The sequence below is a fragment of the Leifsonia sp. L25 genome (genome assembly GCF_050632895.1).
This window is the reverse complement of sequence record NZ_JBODRZ010000003.1, coordinates 1415924-1437960: the sequence shown is the minus strand read 5'-3', so window position 1 is coordinate 1437960 and position 22037 is coordinate 1415924. Positions and strand designations below refer to the sequence as shown.

23 protein-coding genes, 1 tRNA gene and 1 pseudogene are annotated in these 22037 nt (G+C 67.3%); 12 read left to right on the top strand and 13 right to left on the bottom strand.

Going from position 1 to position 22037, the window contains the following annotated elements; all coding sequences use genetic code 11:
- The first annotated feature begins 5 nt into the window (after positions 1 to 5).
- Complete coding sequence (locus ACRAWC_RS10975) at positions 6 to 434, top strand: VOC family protein (RefSeq protein ID WP_431347753.1); 429 nt, start codon at positions 6 to 8, stop codon at positions 432 to 434.
- On the opposite strand, the gene ACRAWC_RS10970 is transcribed toward ACRAWC_RS10975, so the two are convergent.
- The 4 genes from ACRAWC_RS10970 to ACRAWC_RS10955 all read right to left on the bottom strand — a co-directional run bounded on the left by ACRAWC_RS10970 (position 374) and on the right by ACRAWC_RS10955 (position 4433).
- Complete coding sequence (locus ACRAWC_RS10970) at positions 374 to 1507, bottom strand: alkaline phosphatase family protein (RefSeq protein WP_431347752.1); 1134 nt, start codon at positions 1505 to 1507, stop codon at positions 374 to 376. The two genes, ACRAWC_RS10975 and ACRAWC_RS10970, sit on opposite strands and share 61 nt — an antisense overlap.
- Complete coding sequence (locus ACRAWC_RS10965; RefSeq protein WP_431347751.1) at positions 1504 to 2817, bottom strand: alkaline phosphatase family protein; 1314 nt, start codon at positions 2815 to 2817, stop codon at positions 1504 to 1506. Before ACRAWC_RS10965 ends, ACRAWC_RS10970 begins: the two co-directional genes overlap by 4 nt.
- A 91-nt stretch (positions 2818 to 2908) precedes the next feature.
- The gene (locus ACRAWC_RS10960) at positions 2909 to 3115 is read right to left on the bottom strand and encodes a hypothetical protein (protein WP_431347750.1); all 207 of its coding nucleotides are present in this window, start codon (positions 3113 to 3115) and stop codon (positions 2909 to 2911) included.
- A 79-nt stretch (positions 3116 to 3194) separates the two neighbouring features.
- Positions 3195 to 4433 (bottom strand): DNA polymerase domain-containing protein, encoded by a 1239-nt coding sequence (locus tag ACRAWC_RS10955; protein WP_431347749.1) that lies wholly within the window; start codon positions 4431 to 4433, stop codon positions 3195 to 3197.
- 222 nt (positions 4434 to 4655) lie between these two features.
- On the opposite strand from ACRAWC_RS10955, the gene ACRAWC_RS10950 reads away from it, so the two are divergent.
- The 4 genes from ACRAWC_RS10950 to ACRAWC_RS10935 are packed head-to-tail and all read left to right on the top strand — an operon-like array spanning position 4656 to position 8057.
- Complete coding sequence (locus tag ACRAWC_RS10950) at positions 4656 to 5306, top strand: hypothetical protein (protein ID WP_431347748.1); 651 nt, start codon at positions 4656 to 4658, stop codon at positions 5304 to 5306.
- Positions 5303 to 6376: a peptidoglycan-binding domain-containing protein gene (locus ACRAWC_RS10945; protein WP_431347747.1), complete on the top strand. Its 1074-nt coding sequence runs from the start codon at positions 5303 to 5305 to the stop codon at positions 6374 to 6376. Before ACRAWC_RS10950 ends, ACRAWC_RS10945 begins: the two co-directional genes overlap by 4 nt.
- An 11-nt stretch (positions 6377 to 6387) precedes the next feature.
- Complete coding sequence (locus ACRAWC_RS10940) at positions 6388 to 6987, top strand: ATP-binding cassette domain-containing protein (RefSeq protein ID WP_431347746.1); 600 nt, start codon at positions 6388 to 6390, stop codon at positions 6985 to 6987.
- A complete protein-coding gene (locus tag ACRAWC_RS10935) occupies positions 6984 to 8057 on the top strand; it encodes a hypothetical protein (RefSeq protein WP_431347745.1) in 1074 nt (357 codons plus the stop codon). Before ACRAWC_RS10940 ends, ACRAWC_RS10935 begins: the two co-directional genes overlap by 4 nt.
- 6 nt (positions 8058 to 8063) lie before the next feature.
- Here the strand turns inward: ACRAWC_RS10935 and ACRAWC_RS10930 are convergent, their stop codons facing one another.
- The gene (locus ACRAWC_RS10930; protein WP_431347744.1) at positions 8064 to 8495 is read right to left on the bottom strand and encodes a VOC family protein; all 432 of its coding nucleotides are present in this window, start codon (positions 8493 to 8495) and stop codon (positions 8064 to 8066) included.
- 197 nt (positions 8496 to 8692) lie between these two features.
- Here ACRAWC_RS10930 and ACRAWC_RS10925 point away from each other — a divergent pair, with 197 nt between their 5' ends.
- The 5 genes from ACRAWC_RS10925 (at position 8693) to ACRAWC_RS10905 (ending at position 12549) form a co-directional block, all read left to right on the top strand.
- A complete protein-coding gene (locus tag ACRAWC_RS10925; RefSeq protein WP_431347743.1) occupies positions 8693 to 10315 on the top strand; it encodes a Re/Si-specific NAD(P)(+) transhydrogenase subunit alpha in 1623 nt (540 codons plus the stop codon).
- Positions 10312 to 11688, top strand: a complete 1377-nt coding sequence (pntB, locus tag ACRAWC_RS10920) for a Re/Si-specific NAD(P)(+) transhydrogenase subunit beta (RefSeq protein WP_431347742.1) — start codon at positions 10312 to 10314, stop codon at positions 11686 to 11688. The genes ACRAWC_RS10925 and pntB overlap by 4 nt, the downstream gene beginning before the upstream one ends.
- The gene (locus ACRAWC_RS10915; protein ID WP_431347741.1) at positions 11689 to 11931 is read left to right on the top strand and encodes a DUF2510 domain-containing protein; all 243 of its coding nucleotides are present in this window, start codon (positions 11689 to 11691) and stop codon (positions 11929 to 11931) included.
- The gene (locus ACRAWC_RS10910) at positions 11886 to 12347 is read left to right on the top strand and encodes a hypothetical protein (RefSeq protein ID WP_431347740.1); all 462 of its coding nucleotides are present in this window, start codon (positions 11886 to 11888) and stop codon (positions 12345 to 12347) included. The genes ACRAWC_RS10915 and ACRAWC_RS10910 overlap by 46 nt, the downstream gene beginning before the upstream one ends.
- Positions 12348 to 12459: 112 nt before the next feature.
- Positions 12460 to 12549: transfer RNA gene (locus ACRAWC_RS10905), tRNA-Ser, on the top strand.
- 334 nt (positions 12550 to 12883) lie between these two features.
- Here the strand turns inward: ACRAWC_RS10905 and ACRAWC_RS10900 are convergent.
- Both ACRAWC_RS10900 and ACRAWC_RS10895 read right to left on the bottom strand, forming a co-directional pair.
- Positions 12884 to 13720: a tyrosine-type recombinase/integrase gene (locus ACRAWC_RS10900; protein WP_431347739.1), complete on the bottom strand. Its 837-nt coding sequence runs from the start codon at positions 13718 to 13720 to the stop codon at positions 12884 to 12886.
- Positions 13720 to 13947 (bottom strand): helix-turn-helix transcriptional regulator, encoded by a 228-nt coding sequence (locus ACRAWC_RS10895; protein ID WP_431347738.1) that lies wholly within the window; start codon positions 13945 to 13947, stop codon positions 13720 to 13722. Before ACRAWC_RS10895 ends, ACRAWC_RS10900 begins: the two co-directional genes overlap by 1 nt.
- A gap of 663 nt (positions 13948 to 14610) precedes the next feature.
- On the opposite strand from ACRAWC_RS10895, the gene ACRAWC_RS10890 reads away from it, so the two are divergent.
- Both ACRAWC_RS10890 and ACRAWC_RS10885 read left to right on the top strand, forming a co-directional pair.
- Positions 14611 to 15345: a helix-turn-helix domain-containing protein gene (locus ACRAWC_RS10890; RefSeq protein WP_431347737.1), complete on the top strand. Its 735-nt coding sequence runs from the start codon at positions 14611 to 14613 to the stop codon at positions 15343 to 15345.
- Between the two features lie 4 nt (positions 15346 to 15349).
- Positions 15350 to 15820, top strand: a complete 471-nt coding sequence (locus ACRAWC_RS10885; RefSeq protein WP_431347736.1) for an NUDIX hydrolase — start codon at positions 15350 to 15352, stop codon at positions 15818 to 15820.
- Here ACRAWC_RS10885 and ACRAWC_RS10880 read toward each other — a convergent pair.
- The 6 genes and pseudogenes from ACRAWC_RS10880 to ACRAWC_RS10855 form a co-directional block, all read right to left on the bottom strand.
- A complete protein-coding gene (locus tag ACRAWC_RS10880; protein ID WP_431347735.1) occupies positions 15808 to 16383 on the bottom strand; it encodes an HD domain-containing protein in 576 nt (191 codons plus the stop codon). The genes ACRAWC_RS10885 and ACRAWC_RS10880 overlap by 13 nt on opposite strands.
- A 668-nt stretch (positions 16384 to 17051) precedes the next feature.
- Positions 17052 to 18455: an ATP-dependent DNA helicase gene (locus ACRAWC_RS10875; RefSeq protein WP_431349422.1), complete on the bottom strand. Its 1404-nt coding sequence runs from the start codon at positions 18453 to 18455 to the stop codon at positions 17052 to 17054.
- A gap of 474 nt (positions 18456 to 18929) precedes the next feature.
- Positions 18930 to 19633: pseudogene (locus tag ACRAWC_RS10870) on the bottom strand (relaxase domain-containing protein); the annotation flags it as partial.
- A gap of 412 nt (positions 19634 to 20045) precedes the next feature.
- The gene (locus ACRAWC_RS10865) at positions 20046 to 20351 is read right to left on the bottom strand and encodes a hypothetical protein (RefSeq protein ID WP_431347734.1); all 306 of its coding nucleotides are present in this window, start codon (positions 20349 to 20351) and stop codon (positions 20046 to 20048) included.
- A 34-nt stretch (positions 20352 to 20385) separates the two neighbouring features.
- A protein-coding gene (locus tag ACRAWC_RS10860) for an IS5 family transposase (RefSeq protein ID WP_431349421.1) occupies positions 20386 to 21241 on the bottom strand; the annotation gives its coding sequence in 2 pieces (ribosomal slippage) (positions 20386 to 20922 and positions 20924 to 21241; 855 coding nt in all).
- Positions 21242 to 21318: 77 nt separating this feature from the next.
- Positions 21319 to 21858, bottom strand: a complete 540-nt coding sequence (locus ACRAWC_RS10855; RefSeq protein WP_431347733.1) for an ArdC family protein — start codon at positions 21856 to 21858, stop codon at positions 21319 to 21321.
- Positions 21859 to 22037 lie beyond the last annotated feature (179 nt).

The window sequence follows — 22037 nt, the reverse complement described above, 5'->3', positions numbered from 1 at the left end:
TGGAGATGCGGCTGGAGCTCGTCCCGCTCCCGGTCTCCGACGTCGACCGCAGCAAGGCGTTCTACGCCGACACCATCGGCTTCGTCCTCGACCACGACGTGGCGCCCGGCAACGGGATGCGGATCGTCCAGCTCACCCCGCCCGGGTCGGCGTGCTCGATCGCGTTCGGCACCGGGATGGGGACCGGCGAACCCGGCGGGAGCACCGTGAACGGCCTCCATCTGGTCGTCGACGACATCGCCGCGGTGCGCGCGGAGCTGATCTCCCGGGGCGCCGACGTGAGCGAGGTCCGCGAGCTGGGCGGTGTGAAGTTCGCCTCCTTCAGCGACCCGGACGGCAACACCTGGGAGCTGCAGGACCTCACCGCCCTCGCTCAGTTGCGGAAGTTGTACACGTCCAGCCCGAAGCGGTTGAGCCCCGGGGTCGCGGCGTAGCCCAGGTAGGGCAGCCCGAACGTGTCCTCGATGCTCGCGAGCAGGCTGTAGTGGTTGTACGGGGTCGTCGACCAGGTGCCGCCCTTCACGAACGGCGACAGCACGAGCGCGCCGACCCGGCCGCCGCCGAGGCCCGCGATGCCGGGGAGCGCCGAGTTCGGCCCCGGCCCCTCGTTGCAGCAGCTCGAGGCGTCCGACTGCGGGCCGTCCGACTCGTCGAAGGTGATCACGAGGACGCCGTCCTGCCTGAAGGCGGGTGACGAGGTGATCTTCGGCACCCATTGTTTGAGCCACGCGTCCGCGCTGACGAGGCCGCCGGGCCGTCCGTCGACGCACGGGGAGTCGTGGCCGTCGTCGCACAGGTTCGGCGTGATCAGGGAGAGGTTCGGCGTCGTCGCGACGGTCGCGAGGTCGGTCGGCAGGTTCGACAGGTCGACGTCGTTGGTGGCGCAGTCCGCCGACCCCGTGATGCTCTGGAAGTACATGAACGGGTTGTGCCGGGCGGCGTACTCGTCGCCGACCTTCGCCTTCTGCGTGTCGTCCAGTGCACCGAGGGCGGGGTGTCGGCACGGGGTGCCCATGTCCTCCATGTACCCCTTCCACGTGCGACCGGAGGCGGTGAGCTGGTCGGCCACCGTCTTCACGGTCGACGGGAACACGCAGCCGTCGCCGACCGCCTGCCCCGGGGCGGCGGTCCCGCTCCCGACGAACGGCGAGTAGGTCTGGCAGTCGGCCTGCATCTGCGGGTTCGGGCCCTGGCCGGAGATCTCGGCCACGTAGTTCGGCTGCGAGTTGTGCGCTGTCCCGTAGTAGGAGTCGAGCAGCACGCCTTGGCTGCGCAGCGTCGTCGACAGGTACGGCGCCGCGGAGCCGGGACCCCAGGTCTCGTCGTAGCCCTTGTTCTCGAGGTTGATCACGAAGACGTGCTTCGCGCCAGGGAGGTAGGCGCCCGTCGTCGCGGCGCTCACGGTCGCCGTGGCGGACGGCAGGAACGCGACGGCGACGCCGGCGACCGCTGCGGCCGCGACGGCGAGGCCCGCGATGAGGCGTGTGCGTGTTCTCCTGAAGGTCACGGGAGCGTCCACCCTTCTGCGACGGCTTTCTGTTTGAGCGGCGCCCACTCCTCGGCGGCGGGCGGCCCGACCGGGGTGCACGCCGGGCCGGCGACGAACGGCGGCACGGTGTACACGGGCGCGGTCGGGTTCGGCGCGGACGCGAAGTCGAGGACCTCGGCGATGTTGCGGGCCCCCGCGTCGCGCGGGGTGAGAGCGGGGAGGCCGAACCTCCATTCGATCGCCTTCAGCACGGAGGTGTGGTCGTAGGTGCCGTGCGCCACGTAGCCGCGCCGGGCTCGGGGCGAGACGACCAGGGACGGCACGCGGAAGCCGCGCTGCCCGGTGCCGGCCGCGGGCGTCGCGTCGGGCGCCGTGCCCGGCACCACATGGTCGAAGAAGCCGCCCCACTCGTCGTAGTTGACGACGAGCAGGGTCTTGGCCCAGTTCGGCGACGTCGTGACCGCGTGGTAGATCTCGTCGAGGAACAGCTCGCCGCTGCGGAGGTCGGCGTGCGGGTGATCGTCGCCGGAGGTCCCCGACGCCTCATCCTCGAAGCGGGGATCGACGAACGACACCGCCGGCAGCGAGCCGCTCGCGCAGTCCGCGAGGAAGGCGGAGTAGGGGTGCGAGATGCCGAGGTACTTCGAACCCCAGAGCGCGAGAAACGGGACGTCGCTGAAGTAGTACTTGCCGCTGACGCCGGCCGCCGCGAGCGAGTCCCAGATGGTCGGCATCGTCGCCGTCGCCGTCGAGTTGTGCAGGCGGTCGGTCTGCGCGGCGTGCATGTAGAAGCGGTTCGGGTACGTCTCGGCGAGGGTGGCGGCGAAGTACTGGTCGCACACCGTCCACTGCGGGCCCGCCTGTCCCCAGAAGCCGAGGTCCGCCTGGGCGTAGTAGCCGATCGAGAAGTCGTCGTTCTCGCCGGCCTTCAGCCAGCCGTCGCACTTCCCGCCGTTGAACTCGATGCGGCCGCCCTCGAATGAGTGGTCGGGGTCGGGATGCCCGCAGCCCTGGAAGTCGGCCAGGTGGTGGGGAGTGTGCGGGAAGCCGTACCGGTCGGTGTAGCGGAGCCCGCTCGGCAGCCCGGTCGCGCCCGGCATCCAGCCGACGAGGTGGTCGAACGACCGGTTCTCCATCATGACGACCACGATGTGGTCGATGCCGGAGGCCGCCGGAGCGGGCAGCGTCGGAACGGAGGCGGCGGCAGCGCCGGGGGTCGCGGCGTGCGCGGCGAAGGCGGTGCCCGCTGCGAAGGCTCCGGCCGTCAGGCCGCCCGCCAGGGTCAAGAAGTGTCTGCGATCGACGTCCACGACAGGATACGGAACCACGGGAACGCACGGAACTCACCCCCGTTCAGGGGATCCTGAGGACCTTCGAATCGGAAGTTGGCCGGGCCGTCACCCGGCCGTCACCTGCGGTTCACCCGGTGCGCCGGGGACGCCTCCGCGCGATTCCGACGACGATCAGCACCACTCCGATCACGAGGAGGACCACGCCGACGATCCCCCAGAACGACGACCCGCTCATGACGGACCCGCCGAGCACGTCGGTGCCCTGCAGCGTCCACACGAGACCGATCGCGGCGAGGATGATGCCGGGTACGAGAAACGGCCAACTGCGCTTCATGGGCTCACCCTACGACGTGGATGGCGGACGCTGAGTGACGGATCGGTGGTACAGCGGCGAGTGTCGGCCGCCGCGTGCGTCAGGGCCTCCCCGGCCACTCCCGACCGGCCCACGGGTCGTAGTCGGCCACCAGGGCGCCCTGCTCCGGCCGGTCGGCCTCCGGGACGTGCTGGAGGTTGATCCGCACCCGGTACCACTGCGAGCTCGACCCGCGCATCCCGTCGAGCAGCTCGTCGGCCGGGTGCAGCACCTCCGCGACCTGCGGGTGCGCTGCCTTCCACTGGTCCAGCGCCGCCAGCGCCTCCGGCTTGGTCTTCGTGCGCGCCACCTCGATGAGCGGCATCTGCGAGACGCGCCGCCCCGCGCCGTCGCCGGCCCGCGGCGGCTTCTCGGCCGGCCCGAGCCGCCTGGCGAGCGCGAGCAGGGCGTCCAGCGAGCCTGCGGCGCCGTCGATCCCGGCGTGCGGGTCGCCGACCTCCGCGAACCGGCCCGGCACGGTCAGCGCGGTGAACTCCTCCGGCCGGCGCTCGCGCACCTCGTCCCAGTCGAGGGGCGTCGAGACCCGCGCGTCCGGCAGCGGCCGGATCGAGTAGGCGGAGGCGACGGTGCGGTCCTTGGCGTTCTGGTTGAAGTCCACGAACACGCTTTCGCCGCGCTCCTCCTTCCACCAGCGCGCCGTCGCGAGCCCGGGCGCGCGGTTCTCGACCTCCCGGGCGAGCGTCTCCGCCGCCAGCCGCACATCGGCGAACCCCCACTGCGGCGCGATGCGGACGAGGATGTGGAGGCCGCGCGAGCCGGACGTCTTCGGCCAGCCGACGAGCCCGTGATCCTCCAGCACCTCCCGCGCGACGAAGGCCACATCCACGATCTGCGACCAGTCGACGCCGGGCATCGGGTCGAGGTCGACACGCAGCTCGTCCGGGTGGTCGAGATCCTCCGCCCGGACGGCGTGCGGGTTCAGGTCGAGGCAGCCGAGGTTGGACACCCATGCGAGCCCGGCGGCGTTGCGGAGCACGGCCTCCTCCGCGGACGTGCCGCTCGCGTACAGCAGGGTCGCGGTGTCGATGAAGAAGGGATGCCCCTCCGGCACGCGCTTCTGGAAGAAGGGCTCCTGCGAGAGCCCCTTGACGAAGCGCTTCAGCACCATCGGCCGGCCGCCGGCGCCGCGCAGCGCGCCGTCCGCGACCGAGAGGTAGTAGCGCGCGAGGTCGAGCTTGGTGAGGCCGGGCTCCGGGAACACCACCTTGTCCGGGTTCGAGATGCGCACCTCGATCCCGTCGGCCTCCAGGAACGTCTCGGACTTCGACGACGGGGTCATGCCGCCACGGTAGCCGCGAGGGGCGGGTGGGGCCAGGGGTCTTCACACGCGGACGCCCGTGCGCTAGCCTGGCGCTTGACATTGAAATAAGGAATGTCTAACGATGCGACCGGGCCCTCGATAAGCCGGGGGCCAGTGGTCATACGCCTCCGTCGCGTGGACCATCACCGGCAACACCTGGTACTACTACAACTACTAAGCCGACAACGGTTGGGGCGGCGCGTGTTCGCCGCCCCACCCTTGTCGCTGAGAGCAGTGATGAAGAGACTCAGCAATCGGGTCGGCATCGCGATCGCGTGCGTCCTGGCCTTCTCGGGTTGTTCCTCGGACGAAAGGGCGGACGAAGCCGGGGCGATCAGCCCGACGGCCTCGGCGAACGGGTGGACGGACGAGTTCGACGACGCCCGCAGGCACGCGACCACAGATTTCGAACGGATGGCGTTGGAGGATGACCGGATCTCCGACGCGGAGTTCGCCGAGATGGAGAACGCATTCGCAACGTGCATGGGCGATCGCAACGTCACCTTCGAGGGATTCAAGCCGCTTGGCGGCTACGGGTTCCGCCCCGGAAACGGCACGACGACCGCAGAGGCCAACGGGATAGCCGACGACTGTTCAGCGGCCTCCGGCCTGGACACCGTCGGCCTCCTCTACTTCCAAATGAGACGCAACCCGCAGAACCTCGACGAGGATGCGATCGCGGCGGCCTGCCTTGTCAAGAAGAAGGTCGTCCCGCCGACGTACTCGGCAGCAGACGTGAGGCGTGACACCCTCGGGCAGACGTATCCGTTCAGTGACAAGGCGCGTGGCGAGGAGGCACTCAAGGAGTGCAGCTCCGATCCGCTCGGGCTCCTCGAAAAGCAGACACGATGAGGGCCTTGTTCCCGCGAGTCGCCGTGATCGCGGTTCTCGTCGTCGCCCTGCTCGCCTCGGGGGCGGCCGCCGTCTGGCTCTGGATGACGAGCGACCCACCGGCTTCTCTCGCGGCCCCGCGCCTCGCGACGTCGGCGCCCGTCTCGTACCAGGACTTCTCGGACAGGCGCGCGGTCACCCTGCGGGTCGAGTCCCAGCCGGAATCACGTCTGGAGTCAGCGACCGGTGGGCGCATCACCTCCTTCGCCTGCGCGCCGGGTGCCACCGTCGAGTCCGGGACGGCGCTGGTCGGCATCGACGGACGCCCCCTGGTCGCACTTGCGACGGCGGTGCCGCTCTGGCGGGAGCTCGCACTCGGCGATCGGGGAGACGACGTCACCGCCCTGCAGAAGGAACTGGTGCGGCTCGGATACGTGGTGACCGCGGACGGGACGGTGGGTCGGCGCACGCTGGCGGCGACCATCACGTTGTTCGAGCGCGCGGGGGACGCAGCGCCCGACCCCGAGCGCGTCGAGGCCGCCCGCATCGTCTGGATTCCCGCCGCCTCCGTCGCCTTCGGTGAGTGCCGGGCATCGGTGGGAGAGTCGCATGCGGCAGGCGATGTGCTCGCGACGACCTCGGGTGCGATCACCCGCGTGTCGGTCATCGAGCCGATCGCCGACCTCGCCGACAGTGAACGGAGGTTGACCGTCGACTCGGTCGCGGTCGCCGTCGATGAGACGGGGAGCGTCGATGACGCGTCGGCGCTCGCCGCGCTGGCTGCGACGCCTTCCTTCCTGCGCGACGACTCGGCGAAAGCGACCGGGCGGGGTGGCGACGCAGCGGAGGCGGAAAACCCCGGCGCGATCCGCGGCACCCTCGAGCTCGCCACCCCAGTGCGTGTCGGCGTAGTGCCTCCGTCTGCCGTATACGCGATCAAAGGCTCAGCCGGGTGCGTCGCTGCGGGCGACACGGCTCTGCGCGTCACGATCGTCGGATCCCAGCTTGGCCAGACCTTCGTCCTGTTCGACGCTGAGCAGCGGCCGGACACGGTGCTGATCTCCGACGCGAGACGCCCGACGTGCACGTAGCGCTCGACCAAGTGGGCCACCGTTTCGGGCGGTCGGGGGATTGGCTGTTCCGGAGTCTGACGTTCGAGTTCCGTCCAGGAGAGGTCTACGCCCTGACCGGTCCGTCCGGCTCGGGTAAGAGCACCCTGCTCTCCCTGCTCGCGGGGCGCGGCCGGCCCGTTGAGGGGGCGATCCGACTCACCGACATCGGCAGGGTGAGCTGGGTGTTTCAGAACCCGCTCGGGTCGCCGCGACGCACCGCCATCGACCACGTCGCGCTGCCGATCCTCGCCCGCGGGGAGTCCGCGCCGGCCGCCGAGAAGCAGGCGCACGCCTATCTGGCCCGCTTCGGTCTGGAGTCCATCGCACGTCGGCGCTTCGGCGACCTCTCCGGTGGGGAGTCGCAACGCCTCATGCTCGCCCGCGGGCTGGCGTCGCGGCCGAGTCTCCTCCTGATCGACGAGCCCACCGCCCAGCTCGACCGGCGCACCGCGGAGCGCGTGGATGCGGCGATCGCGGCGGTCGCCGACCCGCACACCATCGTGGTCGTCGCCACGCACGACGCACGCACGCGCGACGCATGCACGGGACTGCTCGACCTGGGCGCTCTCGGAGGGAGCGGGTCAGGGTGAAGCTCTCCGCTCTCTTCCGCGAGGCCGGCCGCAATATCGCGACGGGGACCACCCGGTTCGCCCTGTTCAGCGTGCTGTCGGCAGCCGTCTTCGCATCGCTGGTGCTCCTGGACGCGATGACGACCGCCGGCCTGGTCGCCTCCGCGGAGCGATTCCGTTCGTCGGGCGCCGCCACGGAAGTCCTCGTCGCGGACGGCCACGTGGACGGCGCGGCGTGCGAAGCACTCACGGACGTCCCGGGGGTCATGGCCTCCGGGGCCCTTCGCTCGACCTCGCGGAAGATCGCGATCGCGACCCTTCCCGACGCTCCCGCTCCGGCGCACGAGGTCTCGCCCGGGTTCGCCGCCCTCGTCTCAGATCGAAGAGGGTCGCCGGGCGGTGTGCTCGTCCCGGACGAACTCGCGGACATGATCGGCGCCCGTCCCGGAGACGAGGTCGCGACCGACGCGGGCCCTATGCGTGTGGCCGAGGTCTACGGCTGGCCGTCCGACGGTCGGCGCGCGGGCTTCGGCTACGCGGTCCTGTCGGTCACCAATGCGCCCGGATCGTTCGATGAATGCTGGGCTACGGCCTGGCCGCAGCTTCCGAACCTCCGCGCCCTCTTGCTCGCGACCAGGTCACCGGCCGATGACGCCTCCGAGGACAAACCCCAGGTCATGCAGCTCAATCCAACGTACGGCGCATCATTCGAAGGAAACGCGTCCTTCGCGGACCGTCTGACCAGGGCCGCCGCCCCGGCGGCTGCCCTGATCGCCGCCGGAATCGGATTCGCCGGCGTCAGAATGCGGCGCCTTCAGCACACCTCCGCGCTCCACGCGGGCCTGGCGAAAGGCGACCTCGTGGCCCTCGGCCTCCTCGAGGCGGGCGCCTGGTCGGGGGCAGCGGGAGCCATCGGAGTCGGCGTCGCCGCGGTGGGCGCCTCGATGGTCGAGCGCGGCGATGAGCTCGCGGTCTTCCCGTCGCTGGTCGTGGTTCCTCTTGCCGGCGTGGCCGGGGCTCTCGTCGGGGTGATCGTCGCGACGGCGGCGATGAGCGAGAAGCACCTGTTCCGCTACTTCAAGGACCGCTGACGCACCTCACTGCAGACAGAACTCGTTCCCCTCCGGATCGCGCATCATAATCGCGAACTCCGGGTACGGCCCCCACGATCCGTCGAGGACCTTCTCCACTGTCGCGCCCAGCCCGACGAGCCGCTCGGCCTCGGCCTCCACCTCTTCGCGCGTGGCGTGGCGGTCGGCGGAGGGGGTGATGTCGATGTGCATCCGGTTGCGCTGAAGCTTGTCGTGGCGGTAGCGGGTGAAGTAGAAGCGCTGGTGGGCCGGGTCCTCGTCCCACGCCACCGCGCGGGCGGCGAGGTCGTCGTCGGTCAGGCCCGCGGCGCGGAGCTCGGACTCCTCCTCCGGCGTCAGCCACTCGGGCTCGGGGTAGCCCATGACGGCGGCCCAGAAGCGGGCGAGCGCCGCCGGGTCGGCGGCGTGGAAGGTGACGTTGGCGATCCGTGCGGTCATCCTCCGGAGTTTATGCGGATGAGCGGGCCGCTGGGAGACCTCATCGGTTCAGGACCACGACGCGTACGCGGACAGGAGGACACGTCAGGATCTCCTTCCCGACGCCGTTCGGAAGGAGATCGAGCACGTGTCGCCGCCGAGACTCTTTTCGGAGGGTGCGGCCTGCTAGTGTCCAGGGAAAAGCCGAGGGAGGCCAGGTGTCGTACGTCGGCATCGTTGCTGAACGGCCGGGGGAGGCCCGGGTCGCGTCCAGCCCGAGTTCCGTGAAGAAGCTCGTCTCCCTGGGGTACGACGTCCGCGTCGAGGCCGGTGCCGGAGCCCGGGCCGCGTTCACCGACGAGGCCTTCGCCGCCGCGGGCGCGACCGTGACCTCCCGGGCCGACGCGTGGGCCGCGGACATCGTGATCAAGGTCGCCCCGCCGACCGAGGACGAGATCGCCCTCCTCTCCGACGGCGCCACCCTCATCGCGACCCTCAGCCCGGGCCTGCGCCCCGATCTCCTCGCCGCCCTCTCGCAGCGCGGGATCACCGCCCTCGCCCTCGACGCCGTCCCGCGCATCTCCCGGGCGCAGTCGATGGACGTGCTCAGCTCGATGGCGAACATCTCCGGCTACCGCGCCGTGGTGGAGGCCGCCCACGAGTTCGGGCGCTTCTTCACCGGCCAGGTCACCGCCGCCGGCAAGGTCCCGCCCGCGAAGGTGCTCGTCGCAGGCGCGGGCGTCGCCGGCCTCGCCGCGATCGGCGCCGCGTCGAGCATGGGCGCGATCGTCCGCGCCACCGACCCGCGGCCGGAGGTCGCCGATCAGGTGCGGTCGATCGGCGGCGAGTACCTGGCCGTGGAGGTCGCCGGCGCCGATGAGATGCAGTCGACCGACGGCTACGCGAAGGCGACCAGCGAGGCCTACGACCGGCGCGCCGCCGAGATCTACTCGGAGCAGGCACGGGACGTCGACATCGTCATCACGACCGCGCTCATCCCGGGCCGCCCCGCGCCAAAGCTGCTCACGGAGGCGGACGTCGCGAGCATGCGGCCCGGCTCGGTCATCGTGGACATGGCCGCCGCGCAGGGCGGCAACGTCGCCGGGTCGGTGGCGGGGCAGCGGGTGGTCACACCGGGCGGGGTGATCATCCTCGGCTACACCGACCTCCCGTCCCGGCTGCCGACCCAGTCGTCGCAGCTGTACGGCAACAACCTGGTCAGCCTCCTCACCCTCCTGACGCCCGGCAAGGACGGGAGGCTCGTCCTCGACTTCGACGACGTCGTGCAGCGGTCGGTGACCGTCGTGCGCGACGGCGAGACGACCTGGCCGCCGCCGCCCGTGACCGTCTCGGCCGCGCCGCCTCCCGTCGCCGCCCCGGTCGCCGTGGCCGCGGCGAAGGAGCCATGGCTGACGCCGGTGCGCAAGGCGGTGCTGACGGCTGTCGGCCTCGCCGTCCTGTTGGCCCTGACGTCGCTCGCTCCCGCACCGCTGCCGCAGCACTTCACCGTGCTCGTGCTGGCGACGGTCATCGGGTTCTACGTGATCGGCAACGTTCACCACGCGCTGCACACGCCGCTGATGAGCGTGACGAACGCCATTTCGGGCATCATCGTGGTCGGCGCGATCGTGCAGCTGACCTCGCACGATCCGACGGTGCAGGCGCTCGCCGCGATCGCAGTGCTGGTGGCCTCCATCAACGTGTTCGGCGGGTTCGCGGTGACGCGGCGGATGCTGGCGATGTTCACGCGGAGCGACGCGGCCGGGCGCGGCCCATCCGGCCCGAAGAGCGGGCATGGCCCGAAGCGCGGATCCGACCCGAAGCGCGGAGCGAACCGGTGAGCCTCAGCATCGCGGGCGCCGCCTACCTAGTCGCGGCCGTCCTCTTCATCATGAGCCTCGCCGGCCTGTCTCGGCACGAGACCGCCCGCGGCGGCGTCGTCTACGGCATGGTCGGGATGGGGATCGCGCTCGCCGCGACCATCGGCTTCCTGGTGCTGCCGACCTCCTCGATCGTCCTGCTGATCGCCGCGATGGCCGTCGGCGCCGCCATCGGTCTGTGGCGCGCGCGGGTCGTGCAGATGACCGGGATGCCGCAGCTCATCGCCCTCCTGCACAGCTTCGTCGGTCTCGCCGCCGTGCTCGTCGGCTGGACCGGCCACCTCTCGCATCCCGAGCTCACCGGCTCGCTGCGCGGCGTGCACAACGCGGAGGTCGTGATCGGCATCTTCATCGGCGCCGTCACCTTCACCGGGTCGATCGTCGCCTACCTGAAGCTCTCCGCGCGCATCTCGTCGCGCCCGCTCGTGCTGCCCGGCAAGAACGCGCTCAACGTCGGCGCGCTCGTCGTGTTCGTGGGGCTGACGGTCTGGTACGTCATCACGCCCGAACTGTGGCTCCTGGCCGTCGTCACGCTGATCGCGCTCGCCCTCGGCGTCCACCTCGTCGCGTCGATCGGCGGCGGCGACATGCCCGTCGTGGTCTCGATGCTGAACAGCTACTCCGGCTGGGCCGCCGCCGCCTCGGGCTTCCTCCTCGACAACGACCTGCTGATCGTGACCGGCGCGCTCGTCGGCTCCTCGGGTGCGTATCTCTCGTACATCATGTGCAAGGCGATGAACCGCTCCTTCCTCTCGGTCATCGCGGGAGGGTTCGGAATCGAGGCGCCGTCCGCGGCCGCCGAGGAACAGGGCGAGTATCAGGAGGTCACCGCCGAGCAGACCGCCGAGCTGCTGCAGAACGCGACCTCCGTCGTGATCACGCCCGGCTACGGGATGGCTGTCGCCCAGGCGCAGTATCCGGTCGCCGAGCTCGTCCAGAAGCTCCGCGATCGCGGCGTGGAGGTGCGGTTCGGCATCCACCCGGTCGCCGGGCGCCTCCCCGGCCACATGAACGTGCTGCTCGCTGAGGCGCGCGTCCCGTACGACATCGTGCTGGAGATGGACGAGATCAACGACGAGCTGTCCGACACGGATGTGGTGCTCGTGATCGGCGCGAACGACACGGTGAATCCCGCCGCCGCCGAGGACCCGGGCAGCCCGATCGCCGGCATGCCGGTGCTGCGGGTGTGGGAGGCCCGTCAGGTCATCGTCTTCAAGCGCTCGATGGCCGCGGGCTACGCGGGCGTGCCGAACCCGTTGTTCTACCGCGAGAACGCGAGGATGCTGTTCGGGGACGCCCGGCAGGCCGTGGACGAGATCGTGGGGTACTTCTGAATGGCGCACGGTGAGATGGGCGACGTGAGCCGGCAGCTCGGACCCGGGTGGTACCCGGACCCGTTCGGCGAGGCGCCGTTGCGCTGGTGGGACGGCACGAAGTGGGTGGCGGCCGTGAGCGGACACGCTCCAGGGCTGCCCACCGCACCTCCCGTGCGCTACGCCACGGACCGCCGTCCCCTGCCCCCGAGACGCCGGTGTACACGACGTGGATCTGGCTGGTGGTGCTGCTGCCGCTGCTGAGCACCGTCCTCTCGCTGGCCACGATCGGCGGCGTCAGCCGGTCGCTCGCCGCGTTCGCGCATCCGAGCCCCGCGAACCTCGTGCTGCTGACCTCGCCCGGCTATCTCGTCAGCAGCATCCTCGGCTGGGTGATCTTCGCCCTGTCGATCGTCTTCAGCCGGCTCGACCACCGGACCCTGGAACGCCGCGGCGTCGAGCGGCCGTTCCACTGGGCCTGGTCCTTCCTGGCGTGGCCGGTCTACACGATCGGCCGCGCGGTGATCGTGCGCCGCGTCGCGGGAGGCCGGGGAGCGGGCGTCCTCTGGGCGTCGATCGCGGTGCTGGTCGTCACGATCGCCGCCGGGGTCGCCGTGTCGCTCATCCTGATGTCGGCGATGCTGCAGCTGGTCCACCAGCTCCCGAGCACCGGCGCCTGAGTTCCGGCCCCTGAGTTACAGCGCCGGAGTTACAGCGCCTGAGAGCGGGGTGTCCGGGCGCCCCCGCAACGTCCGTTATGATGGCTGACGTGCGTCCGCCCGCGGGCGCTCAGGAGACGTCGCATAGTCAGGCCTAGTGCACCACCCTGCTAAGGTGGAGTGCCCGTTAAGGGCACCGTGGGTTCAAATCCCACCGTCTCCGCAGCAAAAGGGCTGATAAGCGATGGTTTCTAAAGCCTCGTGGCGACACTAGTCGAGGCCTTTCAAGCCGTCAGGAACCGCGCCCCAGGACAGCGCTGGGACAGCAGGGGTGTCTAGAAGGGCGAGAGCTGCGCGGTTGGCATCGATGCCGAGGACATGAGCGTAGGTGGACAGCAGCACCGTCGGGTTCTTGTGCCCTGACCACTCGGCGGCGGTCTTGACGTCTACGCCGCGAAGTAACCAATACGAAATTGCGAAGTGTCGTAGCGCGTGAATCGTGAGTCCGCGGCACGTTGTCGCATTCCACTGCACCTGACGGCGGAACAAATTTCCTCTCAACTGCTTCCCCGTCTTTGAGCGAAACAGGTGTGCTCCGGGGGAGCGCCTTCAACCCGAGGGGCCACGATCTCTGAGGCCCGCGGACGAAGGGGAATCGTTCGGGACCGTACCTCGCCGGAGTTGCTCTTCAGCGTCTTTTCGGCATATCCATCTGATTGCGCGCGCCATACATGTAACGCCGGCATCGGAATCTGCGCCACATCTTCGACGCGCAGCGCCCTCAGCTCTGACCACCGCAGGCCGGTGAGCCCGAGAAATTCAGTCACCTCGGCCATTGCAGGATTAACCACCCGCTGCGCCTCGATGGTTCTCGACATCTCTTCGGGCGTCCATGTATCCGCTTTGGGTCGCGACGGGAGGCCGACAACCACAGGCATACGAGCACCCCGGACAGGGTTTGCAGGTGCGAAGTGTTCTGAGACGGCGTACTCGAATAGAGCGGAGAGGGTGACTCTCATCCGAGTAACGGTCGAACGCGCGAATCCGTCGGCCAGCAGACTTGCTAGCAGGTCGTGTACGTCGGATGCGGTGATCGTGGATACCGGTCGACGCAGCCACGTCGAAGGCACGTGGCGAAGGTTGTCCGAGTCGGTACGCCACGTGTGCGGCGAAACGCGCGTCTGCCGAGCGCTGAGAAAACGAGCTATCAACCCGGCGACAGGAAGCAGCGACAGGGAAGGGGAGGGAATCCCTCCCAGCGAGAGAACGCGGTACTGCTCCTTCTCCCAGGCCTGGGCGTCCGCCTTTCGCTCGAATGATCGAGTCCCCACCACTACGTGGTCCAGAAAGACGCGCACCCGATATTTGCCTGAAGGGCGCTTATCGATTGCCATTACGGCATCACCACATGGGAACCCGTCAGCTCCTCGACTTCAGCTAGGCGGTACCGACGTATCCGTGGCGTGAGGTTCACCGGGCTCAGCGGACAAGTTCCTTGATCGACCAGGCGCGCGAGCGTGGTCCGGTCGATTCGGAGTATCGCTGCCGTCTCTGCTTCTGTCAGAAGTAATGGCGCAACGGAATTTGCGTTGCCCCGACCCTGGCCTTTTCTGTTGTTCATGCCGCCTCCATCTGCTCCTACTTTGGTCTTGCGCTCATGTCGTTGGCGATCACTTACGCAAAGTGATTCGAGTCGCTGACATCTCGGGGCGCCAGCGTCTCCAACTCGCAACACGCGGCCTCGAGGCACAGCGCGATCTCTTGCGCTTGCTCTGCGGCCCTTCGCACCAGGCAAGCAATAAGTCGTTCGCGAACGGATATGGGGGAAGTCTCGTCGTCACGAAGCGATCGCTCGAACCCTCTCGCCAATCGGCTCAGTACCTCGCCGAAGTTGTAGCCGCCAGCAGCCTCGAGACTCGCAAGGATCTCGCATAGCTCGTGTGCTGGGATGGGCCTTCCCGTAACTGTCACGCTCAATTGATGCATCCCGTCGAACAACTCGATGCCGATCTCTCTCGGGCTTCGCATCATGACTCCCTGTTACCGGAACTGACCGCGGGGAATAGTGCTTCGTCGATGTTGCTCAGACGCATGTCTCATTTCCTCCGTCTCGTTGCAGGTGGCAGCGCCGGTTGGCGGCCACAACAATGAGTGCACACGGCCGAATCTGACAGTGGAAGGCCAGACGAGTGTCAGAATGTGTCAGAGGTTGCAGGCAAGATCTGGTTTGGGGAGCCTCATGACTGTGATTCAAAGAGCGGCTGGCGTCGGAACTGGACGTCTCTTGGCCGAGCAGATGGATAAGCAGCGGATAAGCATCCGTGACCTCGCTTCTCGTGCGGGATGCGACGAGCGCACCGTTCAGCGCGCGATCAGGGGCGAGACCACGCCCAAGACTCGGATTGCCGAAGAGATCGCCGCGGCCCTGGGCGTCACCGCTGAAGATCTATGGCCACGTTTCGGCATTCGACACGCGATTCACGACGCGACCATCGAAGTCCGGTTGTTCCCGTCGCGGGCCCAGGTCCCAATCGATCTGTGGCGCGAGATGTTCGAGGCGGCCACCGAGCGCATCGATATCTGTGTCTACGGTGGCACCTTCCTCTGGGACGCGCTTCACGGATTCACCCGCATCATCAAAGGCGCGGCCGCGCGGGGCACGAAGATCCGGTTTGCGGTGGGCGCGCCGGATTCAGACGGTGTCCTTCAACGCGGTTCCGAGGAGAGGATCGGCGACGCACTTGCCGCGCGTTGCCGTATGACCCTCGTTCACCTCGAGCCGCTGAAGGAGGTCGAGGGGGTAGAGATTCGCACGCACAGCACGCCGCTCTATACCTCGATGTTCTTCATCGACGACATGCTCTACGCCAACCACCATATCTTCGGCTCGCCGGCCGGCGAGAACCCCGTGATCGAACTGCCCAGAGAGGCCGAGCCCGAACTGTGGGACACGTATGCGGTCGCGTTCGACGCCGTGTGGAGCAGCGCAAGGCAAGCCGAGTTCCCGATCGAAAGCTGAGGCAGTGGCGCGAATCGATTACTACAACGACCCTGACGCGCCGAAGGCGAACAGCGTCGTGCCCTCAACCACGGCAGTCGTAATTGACGGCCAAGGACGCATCGCCCTCGTGCATCGAAAAGACAACGGCCTCTGGGCATTGCCCGGCGGCGGCATGGAACTCGGCGAAAGCATTGAGGATTGCGCTGTGCGCGAGGTCAAGGAAGAGACCGGCCTTGACGTGGAGCTCACCGGCCTCGTCGGCATCTACACGAACCCCCATCACGTCATGAAGTACGACGATGGAGAAGTCCGACAGCAATTCTCTATCTGCTACGTGACCAAGCTGATCGGCGGCGAGCTTGCCTTCGATTCCGAGTCGACGGAAGTCGCATGGGTCGAACCCCAGGAGATCGCTGGCCTGTCGATGCACCCTTCGATGAGGCTACGGATTGACCACTACCTCGAACGACGTGATTTGCCCTACCTCGGCTGAGGAGCCCCAGCAGGCGCCAACCGGAGGTGCTCCTTGATTCGGGCCACCGAGGCAAGCAACTCGGCAGACGACCGAGAGACCGCGGCATGCACCGGATCATTGCTCGAATAGCGAGAAAGGATCTCCGATACGCGCCTCTCAGCGTCGATTGGCGTCCCATCGGGCGCCGTGGTCATGTCCGCGTAGGTCACCACATCAAGGACGTCACGGGGTGGACGATCGAACTCCGCCAGTTCGGCAGTAAGTCCGCGCTCGATTGCTTCGGCACTGGCTCCCGAGTGGTGCGCGATGAGGGAGACAACCAGAAGGGGCATGCCAGCAGACTCGGCGAACCTCGCACCGTCCACAGGATGAAAACCCGTCATGGCGATGCTCGGTGCGTAGCCAACGTCATGCAGCCACGCCGCGGCAACGACCGCGTCGGCGTCTCTTGTTACAAGCCGTGGGGCTATATCGGACGCAGTTCTCGCGACTCCGAGGACATGCGCCCAGCGCTCGGGCATGGCAACGGCCAAACGCTCGCTCGCGAGTGTTCGAGCTCTGTCGACAAGGTCCTGGTTCATCGCTACTTAGCGTAGGCGCATCGACTGGACGAGTGACCCGCGATCACCGAACCATGTGGCTGCACCCTTGCACGGCATGATCTGCGCTGGATGCGACGCTTCGAATGCTCGAGTGGCGATGTTGAAGTTCTACCCATGAACTAAATTCGCGCGGCCTGGAAGCCCGGACAGACACTCCGCAAGGCTCTCTGTCGAGGCTCAGAGCAACGAGGCGAGGACTTCGTGTGGATCGGCGGTCGGATGCACACTTGAGACGTGACACATGACGCACCGGCCCCGCGCCGATATGGGGCTTCCGGCGAGGGAGCAATCGAACTGTGCCGCGAATGGATGGTGTTCCTGGGCGCGGCAGATACTGTCGTAGCTTCCGTCGAAACGCGCGAGACGTGTGATCTGTACAGCGGTCGTTACCTGGCCTGGGTTCGCGATGACCGCGCCAACCTAGACGTCGACCCGGTTGAGCAGGCTGCGATTGTCGCATCCACCGATGGTCGGCACCCTCTAATCTTTGTGCCCGGCGGTGTGCGCCCGGTCGCTAGAGCGCGCGCTGACACCCTTGGGATCGCTCTACTGCGATATCGCGCGTTGGACGGCGCCCTGGACGGAGCTAACGCCCTTGGCCGAAACTTGTGCGCGAATGGTCTAGCGACAGCCTGACCGGCACCCGGTTAGGGTGAGGCGGCCGGTCCAACACCCTCACGCGACACCGGCGCGCGCGGACCAAAGCGGGCCTGCGCGGCACGGTTGAACTCGACTTGAGCGGCGCCGCGCGACGCTTGAAGCGTCTCCTCGATGGATCCTCGTTGCATCATCTCCATGAGTTGCGACTTCGCGGACACCTCGGTCGGGGCGACGAGGATGACCGAGTTGCTCTGTTTGCCGCGCGTGAGCCCGACATAGAGACCGGCAGCGTCCACGCCGGGGCCGACCAGGGAGAGGTCGGTCGTCTCACCCTGGACACCGTATACGGTCGTTGCGTACCCGAGGTGAAGGTGAGAGTTGGCGTAGTCGTGGCTGATGTTCCGGAGATCTGACGAATCAAACGCGGACACCAGCACTACCCACTCAGAAGTGATCTTCTTCACGATCCAGCTCTGGCGGTTCTGTACGTCGGCACGGCCATCGTTTTGGCGAGTTTGTACAACATCCCCGATGAAGATGGCCTGACCTGCCTGGCCGAGAACACAGCCGTCGGTCGAGACGGTTCCGTTCTGCATCCGGCGCGCCTGGATCATTTCGCTCACAGCTTGGGCTTCGGCGTGCGTTGCCGTGACCAGCGCGATCGTCTGTCCGCTGCGGCTTGCGTCAATCCACCCGTCGACCATTGCCTGCTGTGCCGCGGCGTCGTTACTGGTGAGAACTACATGTCCGTTTTTCAGTAGTTCGTCTGCGACCGCGGCTGCGGCTTCCTGGTTACGGGGCTCCCGAAGTCGCAGACTCAGGTCGGCCCACGATGGATCCTTATAGCGGTGAATCGTGGAGAGCTCGACCTGGTCCGCAGCGCTTCGCCAGAAGAGTGCCATCGCACCCGAATGCCCGACCGGCAGCGCTTGGCGTTCATCGCCGACTAATGCCGCTCCTGCACCGGTGCGCTCCAGTACATCGACGAGACCCCTGGCTGCTTCTAGGTCGAGCATGCCGGCTTCGTCAACGACGATGCGATCGCCCGGGCGGATCCTTATCCGCGGACCAGCGTAGGTTTTCGCGGTGGCCGGATCGATGTCACCTGGGCTGAGCCGAGTCCAGCTTGTTGCTCCACTGTCGCCGGTTGTCCAGCGCCAGCCGTAGTCGTGCAGCAACTGGTGGAGGGAGGATGAGTCGCTTTGGGTTTCTCGGCCAGCCACGGCGGAGGCCTTCTTTGTCGGAGCGACGATGATCAAGTTGCGACCCTGTCGACGCAGCGCGGCGCCGGCCACCTTGAGCATCGTGGTTTTGCCGGTGCCGGCAGCTCCGGAGATAGCTACGCTTCGTGAGGTTCCTGCGATCGCTGTTGCGCCGTCGAGCTGGCCGGCGTCGAGCGTTCGCTCGGGCTCGATGACGTGCGCGATTCTCCTGACCTCATCAGGATTCATGGTCGTCCCCGTCGTCGACAGGGCGGCGATCCGGTGAGCGAGCGTGGCTTTGAGGGTGGCCGTGTTAGTCGCCATGAGGTGCTTGATGTGATCGGGGACATTCGGTTCGGAGAGCAGTGTCACCGTGTGGACGCGGGTCGCATCTTCAGCGACCTTCTCAACCAGCGGCGTGAGTTCGTCACGATCTGCGATGAGGCCGGTGGCGGCGATTGCGCGGATTGCTCCAGCCCGAACGTCCATCACGCTGAAGCGGCCTCCCGTGCCAGTCGAGCGGGCGTCCGCGTCCACGATCGCCTTCTCCGCGAGCAACTCGAGGTCGAGATCCTCGACCCTGACCTCACTCACATCAGCCGAAGCACGTTCGTGATCGAGTCGCGGGTCCGCGACGAGGAGCTCGTGGCGGATTAGGCCTGTCCAGTCGTCTTCGTCGAGGTGCCCGGGTTTGTTTGGTCGCCCGGCGGCCCACGCCCATCGGTCGATCTGATTCATCACATCGTGGGAGGGCTCCTGCCCGGGATGCTGTTGCTTCCACCAGGCGGTGCGGGCGTTTTTGTTGGTCTCGATCTGCGCGGACCGCTTCGACAACGGCCGCACCAGGTGCTGTAACTGGGTGATCTCCCCGTCGTCATTGAGAGCGAACCCTTTCGCGGCGAGCGCGGTGATCCAGGCGGGGTCGGTGCGGGCGGCGAGGTCGCCTTCGGCGTTGATGACGTTTTGGAACCGCAACGCAACCCGGGTGTCCACGTTGGACCATTTCCCGTCGATGCCTTGGACTTTCACGTTCAACCACAGGTGCCGGTGCTTGTGCGGGTCTAGGGAGCGGGAGCGTTCATGCTTGAGCTCGACCACCTCGACGCGAGCGAGGTCTTCCCTGATGCAGCCCCCTTCCCACGCCGCGCGTTGAGCTCCTCCTGCCAGAGGTGGATGATCCGGTCCCTCAGTCGGTCCTGGAGGTCCTCGTACGCCGCGTTCAACTCCGGGTCCAGCATCGCGGCGATACTGAACGACTTCGGCGCGTTGATCGTCGCATCCAACACCAGATCCGCATTGGGGGAGGACATCTCGAACCCGCGATGCTCACCGGTGAGAGGGTCGCCGCCATCGACCCAGGTGCGCAGCTGCTTGCGGGTGAGCAGATCATCGCGGATCGACCCGTTCTCCACGATGTACCGGGTCATCACCGCACCCGCGTAATCCGCCGCCGCGAGCACCCCTTGCGCGGTCTTCGCAGTGAGGTGGGAATCGCAGACACCGCCGAACGCGTACGCGATCGCTTGCCTCACCCCCTGTGAGGCAACCCCTCGTTTCCACCGCGCCACACCCCCGCGCATGCCGCCCAGAATACTCGCATTCCACAGAAAGTGCCTGCGTGCATTCGCCTTTTTCTTTCCTTTCTTTGTCTCTCGTTCTCCTCGTTTCTGCTTCGTCTCCTCCGTCCCTTATCTCCCTCCTTCCGTCCCTTTTTTCGTTCCTCGTTCCCTCCCCTCTCGCCCTCCTCTGCGTCTTGCGTCGTTCCTTACCAGCTGTCCGCGGCGGGCGTGAAAGAACCCCGACCCAAATGGGGGTCGGGGTTCAGCTTCTGCGGTGGAGCTATTCGACGTGGTCGATAGTTCCCGCGATCGTGTGCGCGGTCTTCAGCACGCGTGTCGCCGTGGCTCGGATGACGGATGTGTCTTCGTTCGCCCATCCGGTGATGTAGCCGATGCTGTACGAGCTGGTGTCGAATCCTGTCAGGCCGGCAACGATAAAGGCCACCGATTCGGCTTCGACCTCCATCCGTCCCCGATGAGCGCGGTACTCGTCGATGTCGTCGATATGGCGCAGCTCAATGTGCGCTGTCTCGTGGATGAGGGTCTTGGCCGCCTGCTCGACTGCGAGGTTCTCGGCCAGGGTCACCTGGTGCGACTCGGGGTCGGTGAATCCGCTAGCGCTAGGCCGTGTTGATCAAGTCTGATTTGATCCAGATGAGCGTCGCGGCGAGGCTGACGGCGGCTCGGTAGCTGCGGAGGAGCTTGTCGGAGCGCATCGCGATGCCGCGCCACTGCTTGAGCCGGTTGAAGCAGCGCTCGACGACGTTGCGGCCCTTGTAGCGTTCCTTCTGCTGTTCGCCGAAGTCGATCGGCCGGCCCGGCTTCTTGCGGCGGTGCGCGACCTGGTCATCACGCTCCGGGATGGCCGCCGCGATACCGCGGTCGCGGAGCCAAGCACGGTTCGCCTTCGACGGGTACCCCTTGTCGGCGAGCACCCGGTCCGGGCGGGTCCGTGGCCTGCCCTTCCCGTCGCGGGGGACGCGGATGTCCTCGAGTACTGCGGTCATCATCGTGGTGTCGTTGATGTTCCCGCCGGTGATCATCATCCCCAGCGGCCGGCCGCGACCGTCGCAGACCAGGTGCAGCTTGGTCGTCAGCCCGCCACGGGAGCGTCCGATCCCGTGATCAGGCGGCTCGAACCACGGATTCTTGTGATTCGGCAGAGCCCCCTGTGTCCCGCTTCAGGGTCGCGCCGTGTTGATGCACACGAGCGATCGTGGAGTCGATCGAGACGACCCAGTCGATCTTCCCCGCGGCGTCGGCCCGCTTCTGCACCTCGGCTAGCAGCTTCTCCCAGGTGCCGTCCACAGCCCAACGGTTGAACCGCTTGTAGATCGAGTTCCACTTCCCGAATCGCTCCGGCACATCCCGCCACGGAGCCCCGGTGCGGTACTTCCACGCCATCCCCTCGACAGCCAACCGATGATCCGCCCACGGCCTCGACCTCCCGGACGCCGTCGGCATCAACGGCTCCATCACGGCCCACACCTCGTCAGAGATCTCCTGTCGCGTCACCGCTTAAGACTCACCCAGCCGGGAGCGAAACCTCTTGATCAACACGGCCTAGTAAGCGGTGCGCGGTGGATGCTCCATCCGTGTGTCTCGAGGTGGGCCGACAGGGGAGCGATGATGCCGTGATCGTCTTCACCGGTGAGCCGACGGGTCGGGTCCTCCGGCAGCGGCTCGGCTCCTTCGATCGGATCCGTTTGAGCGATGTCGAACACTGACAGGGTGGGGAAGTATCGCGCGACTCGCTCATCATTTTCCGTTGCCTCGGCGGTGTCGCTGTCGGGCCTCGCCGTCTTCTTTTCGCGGTATCCGAAGATCTTGATCGACCTTTCGCCCTTGCGCACCTGGCGTCCCTTGGCCTGCCATTGCCGGAATCCGGCGACCATGGTCGCGTCTGGGTTCTGGGACAGGATCAACAACACGTTGTTCAGGCTGTAGTTGTGGAAGGAGCGGGCGAACTCCAGGAATGCGCGCCACTGTCTGCTGTCGGCTAGCTGCTGGACTTGCTCCACGATCGACGCATGCAGTGCCTCCGCCGTCGCTTGACGCTCCTCCTCGTGCCGGGTGATGACTTTGCTGTTCATGATCCTTGCCTCCCGATCGACCCTCACAGGGTCCGTGTCGAGTCAGCGGGTGTTGGTTACGTTGTCCCCCGCCGATCAGTTTTTTGCCGTTCCGGCACAGAGATCCAAAGCGCGTGGAGGCAGCGCAGTGCCCGGAGGGGAGCGGCTGCTAAGCGGAGGGAGCGCAGCGAGCGGAGTCT